This window comes from Streptomyces pathocidini (assembly GCF_001418495.1).
Lineage (GTDB): Bacteria > Actinomycetota > Actinomycetes > Streptomycetales > Streptomycetaceae > Streptomyces > Streptomyces pathocidini.
This window is the reverse complement of record NZ_LIQY01000348.1, coordinates 1-13,796: the sequence shown is the minus strand read 5'-3', so window position 1 is coordinate 13,796 and position 13,796 is coordinate 1. Positions and strand designations below refer to the sequence as shown.

Genomic DNA, 13,796 nt, shown 5'->3' with positions numbered 1-13,796 from the left:
CCCCCAGCCCCTGGGCGCCCGCTTCCGGGTCGGCGCCGACGGCGTGGCGGGCACGAACTTCGCGCTCTGGGCGGGCGGCGCCGAGGCCGTGGAGGTGTGCCTGTTCGACGAGGACGGCACCGAGACCCGCTGCCCCCTCACCGAGCTGACCCACGAGATCTGGCACGGATTCGTGCCCGGCGTGCGCCCGGGTCAGTGGTACGGCTACCGGGTGCACGGCCGCTGGGACCCCTGGACCGGCGCCCGCTGGAACCCGGCCAAGCTGCTGCTCGACCCGTACGCGCGGGCGGTGGACGGGGACTTCCGGCTCCCAGCGGAGGTGTACGGGCACGTCAGGGACTGGCCGGAGCAGCACATCGCGGACACCGTGCGCGACGACCGCGACTCGGCGCCGTACGTCCCCAAGGGCGTGGTCGTGCACCACGAGGCGCCGGACGACGGGTGGGCCGACGACCGGCGCCCCAAGACGCCCTGGTCGGACTCGGTCATCTACGAGCTGCACGTGCGCGGCTTCACCATGCGCCACCCCGGCATCCCGGAGCGGCTGCGCGGCACATACGCCGGGCTCGCCCACCCGGCCGCGATCGAGCACCTGACGCGGCTCGGGGTGACGGCCGTCGAGCTGCTGCCGGTCCACCAGTTCGCGCACGAGGACCACCTGCTGCGCCGGGGCCTGAAGAACTACTGGGGCTACAACTCCATCGGCTACTTCGCCCCGCACGCCGCCTACGCCGCCGCCGGCACGCGAGGCGAGCAGGTCGGGGAGTTCAAGCGGATGGTGCGCGCACTGCACGAGGCCGGGATCGAGGTCATCCTCGACGTGGTCTACAACCACACGGCCGAGGCCGGCGAGCTGGGCCCGATGCTGTCGCTGCGCGGCATCGACAACCGCGGCTACTACCGCCTCCAGGGCGACCCCCGCCGCTACGCGGACTACACCGGCTGCGGCAACACGCTGCACGTCGTCCAGCCCAACGTCCTACGCCTGATCACCGATTCGCTGCGCTACTGGGTGACCGAGATGGGCGTCGACGGGTTCCGCTTCGACCTGGCCGCGGCCCTCGCCCGCTCGATGCACGACGTGGACATGCTGTCCCCTTTTCTGGCCGTCATCGCCCAGGACCCGGTCCTGCGCCGGGTCAAGCTCATCGCCGAGCCCTGGGACGTCGGCTCCGGTGGCTACCAGGTGGGCGCCTTCCCGCCCCTGTGGACCGAGTGGAACGACCGCTACCGGGACGCCGTACGGGACTTCTGGCGCGGCGCGCTGCCGGACGTACGGGACCTGGGGTACCGGCTGTCGGGCTCCAGCGACCTGTACGCGTGGGGCGGCCGCCGCCCGTACGCCTCCGTCAACTTCGTCACCGCGCACGACGGTTTCACCCTGCGCGACCTGGTCAGCTTCGAGCGCAAGCACAACGAGGCGAACGGCGAGGGCAACCGGGACGGCACCCACGACAACCGGTCCTGGAACTGCGGCGCGGAGGGCGAGACCGACGCCCCGGACGTCCTCGCGCTGCGCCGGCGCCAACTGCGCAACCTGCTCACCACGCTGCTGCTGTCCACCGGGGTGCCGATGCTGGTCGCGGGGGACGAGCTGGGGCGTACGCAGGGCGGCAACAACAACGCGTACTGCCAGGACAGCGAGATCAGTTGGGTGGACTGGTCGCTGCTTCAGGAGCCGGGCTGGCGGGCCCTGACCGAGCTGGTGTCGCGGGTCATCGCGCTGCGCCACGCCCATCCCGTGCTGCGTCGGCGGGCGTTCTTCTCCGGGCGCCCGCAGGGGCCGGACGGGCTGCGGGACCTGGCCTGGTTCACGGCGGAGGGGCGGGAGATGACGGAGTCGGACTGGTACGCCAGGACGGCGACGCTCGGCATGTACCTCTCGGGCCGCGACATCCCGCAGCGCGACGAGCGGGGCGAGCCGGTCGTCGACGACAGCTTCCTGGTGGTGTTCCACACGCACCACGAGCCGCACGGGTTCACGCTGCCGGGGGCGCCGTGGGCGGCGGAGTACGAGCTACTGGTCGACACCTCTCGGGAGGAGCAGGAGACGGCGCCCGGCACGCGCCACGCGGCGGGGGCTCCGTATCCGGTCCCCCCGCGGTCGGTGTTGCTGTTCCGGGCGCTGCCGGCACCGGGCTGACCTGCGGTGACGCCTGGGGAGCGAGGCGGGGAGAGGTGGGGCCGCGGAAATCCGAGTGAGCGTTGTCAGTGGTCGCCCATAGGGTCGGCGTCATGTCCGACACGAGCCTCGATCCGCCGCTCACCGCCCCTCCGCGGTCCGCCGTGCGCTCGCTGCTGCGCCTGTGGCCGTACGTGCGGCCGGTGCGGGCGCGGCTGTTCGGCGCGGCCTTCGTGGCGATCGTCGCCTCCTGCGTCGGGGTGGTCATGCCGCTCGTGCTGAAGTGGATGGTGGACGGGCCGGTGGCCGACCGCGATCCGGGCGGGTGTGGCGGGGCGGCGCGTATCTGCTGCTGCTCGGGGTCGCGGAGGCGGGGCTGTTCGGGCTGCGGCGGTGGCTGGTGGCGCGGCCGCTGGCCGGGGTCGAGGCGGCGATGCGGGCGGACCTGTACCGGCATCTGCAGCGGCTGCCGGTCTCCTTCCACGACCGCTGGGCCTCGGGCCAGTTGCTCTCCCGGGCCACCGCGGATCTGCAGCTGCTGCGGATGTTCCTGGCGTTCCCGTTGACGTTCCTGCTGGTCAACTCCGCGACGATCGTGGTCGGTTTCGCGATCCTGCTCGCGCAGGAGTGGACGCTCGGGCTGGTGCTGCTCGCGCCCGTGGTGCCGCTGATGGTGCTGTGCTCCTGGTTCGAGACGCGCTACTCGATCGGGGCGCGCGTCGCCCAGGACCAGATCGGGGACCTGACGACGATCGTCGAGGAGGGCGTGCTGGGGATCCGGATCATCAAGGGCTTCGGCCGCCACCGCAGCCAGGCCCGGGCCTTCGGATCGCTGTCGCGGCGAGTGCGGGAGACCGAGCTCGGCAAGGCCCGGCTGCTGGCCGGGCTGTGGGCCCTGATCCTGACCCTGCCGGAACTCGCCATCGGCGCGGCGCTGGTGCTGGGCACGGTGCAGGTCGCGGACGGCGCCATGTCCGCCGGCACGCTGGTGGCCTTCCTCTCCACGGCGCTGGCGTTGCGCTGGCCGGTGGAGTCGATGGGGTTCCTGCTGGCCATGAGCCAGGAGTCGGCGACGGCGACGGAGCGGTACTTCGAGGCCATGGACGCACCCGAACAGGCGGACATGACAAGGGAGTCGGCGGCCGGGAAGTCCCCCTCAGGAGCTGACGGGCTGCGGTTCGAGGGGGTGGAGTTCCGGTACGCGGACGCGCCTGCGGACGTCCCGCCCGTCCTCCGCGGAGTGGACCTGCACATCAGATCCGGTGAGACCGTGGCCCTGGTCGGCGCCACCGGCTCGGGCAAGACCACGCTCACCGCGCTCGTACCCCGGTTGCACGAGGCGACGGGCGGGCGGATCACGCTCGACGGGGCGGACATCGCGGCGATGCCGCGCGGCCGGCTGCGCGAGCTGGTCTCCGTGGCCTTCGAGGAGCCCACGCTGTTCTCGGCGACCGCCGCCGACAACGTGCTGATGGGCGCGGAGGGGGCCGAAGAGGCGGAGCTGCGGCGGGCGTTGGAGGTCAGCCAGGCCGGGTTCGTGTACGCGCTCCCGCAGGGCGCGCACACGCAGGTGGGCGAGCAGGGCCTGAGCCTGTCCGGCGGGCAGCGGCAGCGGCTCGCGCTGGCGCGTGCGGTGGTCGGCCGGCCGCGGTTCCTGGTCCTGGACGATCCGCTGTCCGCGCTGGACGTCCACACCGAGGCCTTGGTGGAGGCCGCGCTGCGGCAGGTGCTGGCGACCACCACCGCGCTCGTGGTCGCCCACCGGCCCTCGACAGTGCTGCTGGCCGACCGGGTGGCCCTGCTGTCCGGCGGGCGGATCGCTGCCGTCGGCGCGCACCACGAACTGCTGCGCACCAGCGCCGAATACCGCGCCCTGATGTCGGGCGCCGCGGACGGGGGTTCCTCACGATGACGACCTCGGTTTCCGGCCAGCCGACGCCCGAGGGCGAGGCGGACGGTCAGCACTCCCACTCCGCCGGCGACGGCCCGCCGCCCGGCGACTCACCCGGCGGAACCTCCGACGACTCGCCCGGCACCTCACCTCGCGGAACCCCCGGCGATTCGTCCAGCGACTCGCCCGGCGGCTCATCTCTCGGGACCTCCGGCGACTCGCCCGGCGGCTCGCCCGGCGACCCCTTCGACCGGGACGTGCTGCCCACGCCCCAGGGCGCGTCCCGCACACTGCTCGCCTCGCTGCTGCGGCCCCGGCGCGGGCGGGTGTGGGTCACCGCCGTGGCGCTGCTGTTCCAGCAGGCCATCGTGCAGGCAGGCCCGCTGCTGGTCGCGTTCGCGCTCGACAGCGCCGTACCGGCCCTGCGGGAGGACGACTTCGGGCCGCTCACCGCGGTCGCCGCCACGTACGCCCTGTGCGCGCTCGCCTCCGGTGGGCTCCAGTACGCGTTCGTCCGGGCGTCCCGGCGGGTCAGTCAGGACGTGCTGCTGGACCTGCGCGGCCGGATCTTCCGCCACGCGCAGGCGCTGAGCCTGGACTTCCACGAGCGGTACACCTCGGGCCGGCTCATCTCCCGCGCCACCGCCGACGTCGAGTCGCTGCGCGAGCTGCTGAACGACGGCCTGGAGGAGCTCCTCGGCGTCGCCCTGTCCGTGGTCTACATCTCCGCCTTGCTGCTGTATCTCGACTGGGGCCTGGGCGCGGCCGCCGTGCTCACGTTCTGGCCGCTGGGCCTGCGTATCCAGTCCTTCCGGCGGCGCTCGAGGCTCGTCTACGGGAAGCGGTCGACGGCGATCGCCGCCGTGATCGTGAAGTTCGCGGAGACGATGAACGGCATCCGGCCCGTGCAGGCGTTCCGCCGCGAGCGGGCCAACGACGCGGAGTTCCACGGGCTCAACCACCGGCACGAGCGCTTCAACGGCGACGCGATCCTGGAGATGGCGCGGTACGTCGTCTCGTCCCGGCTCGTCGCGAACACCGCGGTCGCGGCGATCGTGCTGTGGGGGGCGTACCGGGTGGCGGACGGCGGGCTGGCGCTCGGGGTGCTGGCCGCCTCTGTGCTGTATCTGCGGCGGCTGTACGACCCGATCGACCGGCTCGGGATGTTCCTCAACTCCTATCAGTCCGCGGCCGCTTCGCTGGAGAAGATCGCGGGTCTGCTGGCCCAGCGGCCCTCGGTTCCGGAGCCGGTCGAGCCGCGGCCGCTGCCCGTGCGGGACGCGGAACGGCCCGGCAGGGAGGTCGTCTTCGAGGGGGTCGGCTTCGCGTACCGGACCGGGGGCGAGGTCCTGCCACGCCTCGATCTGGCCATTCCGGCCGGGCAGACGACCGCCGTCGTGGGGTCGACGGGCGCGGGCAAGTCCACGCTCGCCAAACTGCTGGCCCGCTTCTACGACCCGAGCCGCGGGCGCGTCCTGCTCGACGGGGTGGATCTGCGCGAACTGTCGGCGCCGGAGCTGCGGCGCGGGGTGGTGATGGTGACGCAGGAGGCGTTCCTGTTCTCCGGAACGGTGGCGGAGAACATCGCGATCGGGCGGCCGGACGCGAGCCGCGAGGAGATCGAGCGCGCGGCGAAGGCGATCGGAGCGCACGACTTCATCGCGGCCCTGCCGGACGGCTACGACACGGACGTGCGCAAGCGCGGCGGCCGGATCTCGGCCGGTCAGCGCCAGTTGGTGTCGTTCGCCCGCGCGCTGCTGGCCGACCCAGGGGTGCTGATCCTGGACGAGGCGACGTCCTCCCTGGACATCCCCGGCGAACGCGCGGTCCAGCGCGCGATGCACACGGTCCTGCGCGGCCGCACGGCCGTGGTGATCGCCCACCGCCTGTCGACGGTGAACATCGCGGACCGCGTCCTGGTGATGTCCGACGGCCGCATCGTGGAGGACGGCCCACCGGAGGAACTCGCCAGAGGGGAAGGCGAGTTCGCATCCCTGCATCAGGCATGGCGCAACAGCACGGGCTGAAAAAACGTCAGGCACCGGCAGCGGAGGCACGGCACGGCAGTGTGGCCGGTGCGGGCATCAACACCCGCCCCGGCCACACTGCGCTCCAGCTCCAGCTCCAGCTCCAGCAGGGGCTATCGCTCTGCGAACACGACTCGGTCAAGCCGGGTTCCGGTCGACGCCATGCTCCGATCAGACGTCGTGATCCAAGCCGGACTCTGCCTCGTCTCCCAGGGTTTGGGCCGAGGCGAGTTCTTGAGCGGCTTCTTCGCTCGCCTGGCTCACCGACTCCGCATCCGCTGGTGCGGAGGAGTCGTCAGCCGACCGAGCAGTGCTGTCAACGGCATCCGTAGCCGCATCGCCCGACAGACCGGCCGGATCACCTGCTGCCGCCCGCCCGGCCGGGTCATCTGCCACCTCCGAGCCAGTCGAGGGTGAGGACGCGTTGTCCGAGGACGCATTGTCCGAGGGCGCGTTGTCCGAGGGCGCGTTGTCTGTGGGCACGTTGTCCGAGGACGCGTTGCCTGAGGGCGCGTCGTCTGTGGGCACGTCGTCCGAGGACACGTTGTCTTCGTTCTTCAACTCACCCAGCCGTGCTTGCTCTTCCGAGCTCTGGGAAACGGTCTCGACGGTCTCCGCAGCACCGTTCCTCTGGTACTCGGCCACAAGCCGGTCGTACACCGGGGTCGCCTGCTCCGCAAGATGGCGCTTCTGCCGGGATTTCTGATCCCCACTCTCGTCAGAGTCGGCTTGTCCTGCCGCCAGTTGCTGCTGCGGTTGAACGGCGAGGTCCGGATCCGCGTCAGTGGTAGCGGTAGTGGTGGTAGCGGTAGTTGAAAGAGCCGCGTCTGACCCATCGTTGGCCGATGCGAGGGAATTGACCTGAGCGGCGCCCAGTTCGGGCAGATCACGGAGTTCCTTCTTATTCCCCTGCTCTTTGAGCTCGCCCGAGGGGGTCAGCCCCAGTTCGAAAATGTCAACCTTCTTCCCGGCGAGCTGACCCAGGCTCCCGTAAGCTCCGGCAGGAAGCTGCTTGTACTGCGGATACTTGGCGAGAAGGTCCGCCACAGCCATGGAATTCACGTTGTCCGGGAGCTTGTCCGAGAACACGACTGAGCCACCGCGGCCTCCGTCGACCACCGCGCGGTAAGTCGGACGGTTCTCGGCGGCGTTGCGGGTGACAGACTCCTCAACAGAGGGCTGCTCGTAAACATCAGGCTCGATGCCCAGCCGAGGGGCCTCGGGGAGTGATGCCCCCGTCAGCACCGCGCTCAGCTTCTCGGACGTGTCGACCGGCTCAGGACGGATCTTGAGCAGATCTTCCCGCAGCTCCGCCTGCTTCGCCTCCAACTCGTGCTTGGCCTCTGCCACATAACTACTGGTCTGCTGCGCGCTCCAGTTATGGTTGACCTGCCAAGGAGCCCACGCCTGGTGCAGGCTCACCTCATCCAGGCCGAGTTTGTCCTGGATCCCGGAGAGATAGGGAGTGGCGACCTTGTCCGTGAAATTCTGCGCAAACTTTTCGTAAGCGCCACTCCCGCCCTTCTGGATCGGTTGAGTAGCGCTGTTGATGGACTGCTCGACGAGTTCGGGAATTTTCTTCCCGTATTCTTCTGCGCGCTTGGCCAGGTAGCTTTCCGCCTCAGCTCGAACCTGAGCCTTCTGCGCCTCAGCCTCATTCAGCACCTCGGACGCCGGACGGCCCTGGTCGATGGCCCGCTGAGTCTCGATATCGATCTGGTCGAGGCGGTGACGCACCTTGTCGTTGACAGTCGACTGATCCGCCTTGTACTTGCTTTCCAGCGCTGAGCGAACCGTGGGCACGGCCTGGTCTTTCAGCCAGGTGTCGAGTGCCGATTTCCATTCACTCTCGAACCGTTTGGTGAGTCCATCGGCAGCCGAATCCCACGTGTCATGGTCCTCGTCCACCTTCTTGTTCCAGGTGTGGATTCCGTCGACGTAGTTGTACAGAGCCTGTGCCGCCTGTTCAGCGATGACCGCTCCTTCGGCAGGCGGAAACGCCAACGCGGCTGCCTGGAGGCCGAGTCCGGCTCCGTCGAATCCCGCATTCACGGAGTCCTTGTTCTTGATGTCGTCGGCCAATGACAGTCCGCTGAAAACGGCACCCGCACCGGCGCCCACCTTGCCGAGATACCTCCCCGGACGGCCCTCCAAAGCCGCACCGGCCCGGGACGGCAAACCCGACTGCCCAACCTCATCACCAATGACAGATGCATCGAAACTACCCAGGTTTCGATCCACAACAGCTGTGTCGTCGATTTCCTGAGGCGCCACCGAGCACGCATCGACCGAACGCTTGCAGCGATAGTTCGGGTTCTTCACCTCCTTCCCGAGCCCGCTCTTTCGATCAACCTCATATGCCCCCTTGATGGCAGAGGAAGGGATCTCGCCACGAACCGCCAGTTCCCTGTTGAATTTGGCGGCAGGGTCTTTTCCGCCATGGCGACCGTAGACGTCGTACATCTTCTGGTCGACCCGGCTCAGATCGACCTTGTAGAGGTAGCCCTTCCCGCTCTCGTGCGCAGGATCACTCGATCTCCCAAAGGAGTATCGCTGCGCGGCACCCTTGTCGAGGGAAGTGGATACATATCCGCTGTTCCCACGGAAACTCAGGTGGTTGTCGAGGTTCCCGTCGCTCCCCTGCGACTTGAATCCCTCTTTGAAGACTTTGTCTGGATCGCGCGAATCGCCGCGGTACGCCTTCCCCTTCGAGGAGCCCCGATACTTGTCCGCCGCCTGTTTTCCGTTGAGCTCCCACGGCTCCCACCGTGCACCCGGCTCGTCCTTGGAGCCACCCACCGCGAAGGCTTCGCCCGCAGCCGGGTAGAGCAACCCCGCGCTCACCGCGGCGACCACCACCGACCTGCTCTTCCATTGGGGATTTCGAGACGTTCGCCGATGGCGTCCACCACGTGAAGACACCATAAATTCCATACCCGTACTACCTCTTCTCCGATACACAAACAACCAGACGAGCGAGATCCCCGGCAGTGCGCAGCCGCAAGGCCGACCTACAGGAGAGATCCACTGGTCCGGCCCGGATCCCTCATCCAGGCAGCCAAGTGGCCATCGAATCAAGCATGCTGGGTAGTGAGGGGTTGAGACGACGGCCGAAGGAACTATTCGACGGCCCTTCAGTTGACATTTATTCACTACCTTCAACAACTTCCCGGCACGCCTCAGAAATTGATTCCGGCCAATGGTAGCCGGCACGAAGAGGGCAGGAATCAGGCCAGTTGTCGAGAAACAGGACCGCGCCGACCGCAACTCTGACGAGATCACTACGACTTGATCGGCATGCGTGACACTCGATCTCTCTCAGGGGCATCGAAGGCGTCAGAAAATCATGGCCACATAACGGCCTCTCTTCTGCCAACCCGCGCCTTCCAGCCAAGTTTTGACACTGCCTTTACATCCGGCTCAGCGAGGTGCAGCCTTCTATCGACCGTGCTCAACGGTCCCCTCGTATCCCAAGCACGGTGTGCCTCGACTTCTCTTCGGCACACCCATTTCTTGGGCTGCCTTGTTTCTCCTTCGCTCTGCCTGTTCTGCGCACTGCTCGCCCGGCGGCGCACCCTCGCCGTCCGGCTCCCCACGGGCCCCGCCCCATCCGGGCGCGGCCGCAGCAGAAGGAGTTCGCGTGACACGCACACCCGAGGACAGACCCTCCGGCAGACGCCCCCGGAGACGCACCGCGACCACCGGCGCCCTAGTCGCCGTGACAGCGCTGCTCGCCGTCGGGGTCCAGTCCGCTACCGCCGCCGCCCGCCCGGACAGCGACACCCCGGCACGATCCCGGGCCCAGGCCCCGTCGAAGGCCGGGGCCTACGCGAAGCCCGACCCCGGCGCCCTTCCCGCGAAGCTCTCCCCCGCCCAGCGCGCCGAGTTGATCCGCGAGGCCGACGCCACCAAGGCCGAGACCGCCGATTCACTCGGCCTCGGCGCCAAGGAGAAACTCGTCGTACGCGATGTCGTCCGGAACGCGGACGGCGCGACCCACACGCGGTACGAGCGCACCTACGACGGGCTCCCCGTCCTCGGCGGCGACCTGGTCGTCCACGAGACGAAGGCCGGTGAGATCGAGGACGTCACCCAGTCCACCAAGTCCCGGATGTCCATGGCCGACACGACACCCGCCGTGCCCGCGGACACCGCCCGCGCCAAGGCCCTGACCACCGCGAAGGCCCAGGCCGAGGAGGCGCCGAGGAAGGCCACGGCGGAAAAGGCGCCCCGCAAGGTCGTCTGGGCGGCCGACGGCACCCCCGTCCTCGCCTGGGAGACCGTCATCGGCGGCCTCCAGCGCGACGGAACACCCAGCCGGCTGCATGTGATCACCGACGCGGAGACCGGCCGGGTCCTGTACACCTACCAGGCCGTCCGGAACGGCACCGGCAGCAGCCAGTACAGCGGCCAAGTCACCCTGGGCACCGCCCGGTCGGGCTCCACGTACCAGCTCAACGACACCGGTCGCGGCGGCCACCGGACGTACGACCTGAACCAGCGGACCTCCGGCACCGGCACGCTGTTCACCGACGCCGACGACGTCTGGGGCTCGGGCTCGACGAGCAGCCGGCAGACCGCGGGCGTGGACGCTCACTACGGCGCCGCGCTGACCTGGGACTACTACAAGAACGTGCACGGCCGCAGCGGCATCCGCGGGGACGGTGTCGGCGCGTACTCCCGCGTCCACTACGGCAACAACTACGTCAACGCGTTCTGGGACGACAGCTGCTTCTGCATGACCTACGGCGACGGCTCCGGCAACGCCAAACCGCTCACCTCCATCGACGTCGCCGCCCACGAAATGACACACGGCGTCACCTCCGCCACCGCGGGCCTGATCTACAGCGGAGAATCCGGCGGCCTCAACGAAGCAACCTCCGACATCTTCGCCGCCACCGTCGAGTTCTACGCCGCCAACGCCTCCGACGTCGGCGACTACCTCGTCGGCGAGAAGATCAACATCAATGGGAACGGGACGCCCCTGCGTTACATGGACAAGCCGAGCAAGGACGGCGCGTCCAAGGACTCCTGGTATTCCGGCGTCGGCGGCGTCGACGTCCACTACTCCTCCGGCGTCGCCAACCACTTCTTCTACCTGCTGTCCGAGGGCAGCGGCGCGAAGGAGATCAACGGCGTGCGGTACGACAGCCCGACCTCCGACGGCCTCCCCGTCAGCGGCATCGGCCGGGCCAACGCCGAGAAGATCTGGTTCAAGGCGCTGACCGAGCGGTTCCGCTCCAGCACCAACTACGCGGCCGCCCGCACCGGCACGCTCCAGGCCGCGGCCGACCTCTTCGGCCAGGGCAGCGCGACGTACAACGCGGTGGCCAACGCCTGGGCCGCGGTGAACGTCGGCAGCCGTGTCACCGACGGCGCCGGGGTGTTCGAGGCCACCGACGACGTGGCCATCCCGGACGCGGGGGCCGCCGTCACCTCGTCGCTGACCGTGAACCGGGCCGGCAGCGCGCCCGCCACGCTCGGGGTGGAGGTGGACATCGTCCACACCTACCGCGGCGACCTGGTGATCGACCTGATCGCCCCGGACGGCACCGCGTACCGGCTGAAGAACTCCAGCAGCAACGACTCGGCCGACAACGTCCAGGAGAGCTACACCGTCGACGCCTCCTCCGAGACCGCGAGCGGCTCCTGGAAGCTGCAGGTCCAGGACGTCTACGCGCAGGACACCGGCTACGTCAACAGCTGGAAGCTGACCTTCTGACCCGCCCGCACCCGACACGGCGGCCGCGCCCGGGGCCAACACCCCCGGGCGCGGCCCACGTTCACATTCCGGCCCGCGTTCACATTCCGAACACTGGACCGCGCTCAACGAACCAGTTCCGGCCAACCTGGTCCCAGCCACTGTCATGTCCGCGTCGGAAGTGGCAGTCTTCCGATCCAGCACACAGCACCACACACGGCACACCGCAGACGGCAACGCACCCGCACCTCCCTGACACCCCACATCAGTAGGAGTTCGCGTGAGTCAAGCCCGTTCCACCACTCCCCACATATCCCGGGCGGCCGTGGCCGCCGCCGTACTCGCGGCAGGCGGCCTCGTCGCGGCCGGTCTCGGCGGCTCGGCCGACGCCTCCCCCATGGGCGCCGGTCAGAGCACCGCCACCCGGACCGCCGACGCCCTCGGCCTCGGAGCGAAGGAGAAGCTGGTCGTACGAGACGTCGTCGAGGACGCGGACGGCACGGTCCACACCCGGTACGACCGCACCTACGACGGGCTGCCCGTCCTAGGCGGCGATGTGATCGCCCATCAGGCCGGGTCAGGCAAGGTCGAGAGCGTCACCAAGGCCACCCCGGCGAAGATCGCCGTCGCCTCGACCGAAGCAACCGTCCCCGCGAGCACCGCCGAGAGGAGCGCCGTGCTGACCGCCCGGGCCGAGGGCGCGCGCAAGGCGACCGCCACCAAGGACCCCCGCAGGGTCATCTGGGCCGCCACCGGCAAGCCCGTACTCGCCTGGGAGACCGTCACCGGCGGCGTCCAGAAGGACGGCACGCCCAGCGAGCTGCATGTGGTCACCGACGCGAGGAGCGGCAAGCGGCTCTTCGACTACCAGGCGATCAGGAACGGTTCGGGCGAGAGCCAGTACAGCGGCAAGGTCGAACTGGGCACCGCCAAGTCCGGCGCCGAGTTCTCCCTCACGGACGAGACCCGCGGCGGCCACACCACCAGCGACCTCGCCCACGGCCAGTCCGGCGCGGGCAAACTGTTCACCGACGCGGACGACGCGTGGGGCAACGGCAAGGGCGACGACCCGCAGACCGCGGGCGTGGACGCCCACTTCGGCGCCGCGCTGACCTGGGACTACTACAAGTCGGTGCACGGCCGCGAGGGCATCCGCGGCGACGGCAAGGCCGCGACGTCCCGCGTGCACTACGGCAACAACTACGTCAACGCGTTCTGGGACGACAGCTGCTTCTGCATGACCTACGGCGACGGCTCCGGCAACGCCAAACCACTGACCTCCATCGACGTCGCCGCCCACGAAATGTCCCACGGCGTCACCTCCGCCACCGCGGGCCTGATCTACAGCGGAGAATCCGGCGGCCTCAACGAAGCAACCTCCGACATCTTCGCCGCTGCCGTCGAGTTCCACGCCGCCAGCACCTCCGACGTCGGCGACTACCTCGTCGGCGAGAAGATCGACATCAACGGCGACGGCACCCCGCTGCGCTACATGGACAAGCCGAGCAAGGACGGCGCGTCCAAGGACGACTGGTACGAGGGCGTGGGCCTGGAGGACGTGCACTACTCCTCCGGCGTCGCCAACCACTTCTTCTACCTGCTGTCCGAGGGCAGCGGCGCGAAGGAGATCAACGGGGTGAAGTACGACAGCCCGACGGCGGACGGCTCCATGGTCGAGGGCATCGGCCGGGAGAAGGCCGAGAAGATCTGGTTCAAGGCCCTCACCGCGTACATGACCTCGACGACCGACTACCACGCCGCCCGCGAGGCCACCCTGAAGGCCGCCACCGACCTCTACGGCGCAGACAGCGCCGAGACGAAGGGCGTCAGCGCCGCCTGGGCCGGGGTCAACGTGAAGTGAGATCCGCCGGGTTGTGGGCAGGCGTTCCGCCCGGCGGAACGGGTGGGCACAACCCGGCCCGCACCCGGCCTACGGCCCGCACCAACCATCGGAGCGTGGCCGCTCCAGCCGCAACACGCCACCGGGCTGACCGTCTCGTACGCGAGTGCGGCCCGGTGGCCGCGCTGTGCCCACCCGTTCCGCCGGGCGGAACG

At 69.3% G+C, this 13,796-nt stretch carries 5 protein-coding genes and 1 pseudogene; 5 read left to right on the top strand and 1 reads right to left on the bottom strand.

All coding sequences use genetic code 11. The annotated features are described in order from the left end of the window. From glgX to AOK16_RS16970, 3 genes and pseudogenes are all read left to right on the top strand, one after another. The coding region (glgX, locus tag AOK16_RS16980) for a glycogen debranching protein GlgX (RefSeq protein ID WP_055473089.1) at positions 1 to 2,143 on the top strand (2,143 nt) is incomplete at its 5' end. A gap of 92 nt (positions 2,144 to 2,235) precedes the next feature. Beyond that, positions 2,236 to 4,034, top strand: a pseudogene (locus tag AOK16_RS16975) (ABC transporter ATP-binding protein). After that, positions 4,031 to 6,040, top strand: a complete 2,010-nt coding sequence (locus AOK16_RS16970; RefSeq protein ID WP_055473088.1) for an ABC transporter ATP-binding protein — start codon at positions 4,031 to 4,033, stop codon at positions 6,038 to 6,040. Before AOK16_RS16975 ends, AOK16_RS16970 begins: the two are co-directional and overlap by 4 nt. Before the next feature lie 171 nt (positions 6,041 to 6,211). On the opposite strand, the gene AOK16_RS16965 is transcribed toward AOK16_RS16970, so the two are convergent. Beyond that, a complete protein-coding gene (locus tag AOK16_RS16965) occupies positions 6,212 to 8,899 on the bottom strand; it encodes a scabin-related ADP-ribosyltransferase (protein ID WP_055473087.1) in 2,688 nt (895 codons plus the stop codon). Between the two features lie 781 nt (positions 8,900 to 9,680). Between AOK16_RS16965 and AOK16_RS16960 the strand changes: the two genes are divergently transcribed. Both AOK16_RS16960 and AOK16_RS16955 read left to right on the top strand, forming a co-directional pair. Further along, a complete protein-coding gene (locus AOK16_RS16960) occupies positions 9,681 to 11,762 on the top strand; it encodes a M4 family metallopeptidase (RefSeq protein WP_055473086.1) in 2,082 nt (693 codons plus the stop codon). Between the two features lie 259 nt (positions 11,763 to 12,021). Beyond that, positions 12,022 to 13,602 (top strand): M4 family metallopeptidase, encoded by a 1,581-nt coding sequence (locus tag AOK16_RS16955; protein WP_055473085.1) that lies wholly within the window; start codon positions 12,022 to 12,024, stop codon positions 13,600 to 13,602. Positions 13,603 to 13,796: the final 194 nt, after the last annotated feature.

Excerpts from the sequence above, each read along its gene's own strand:
- AOK16_RS16970 (WP_055473088.1), top strand. The coding sequence starts at position 4,031 with ATGACGACCTCGGTTTCCGGCCAGCCGACGCCCGAGGGCGAGGCGGAC.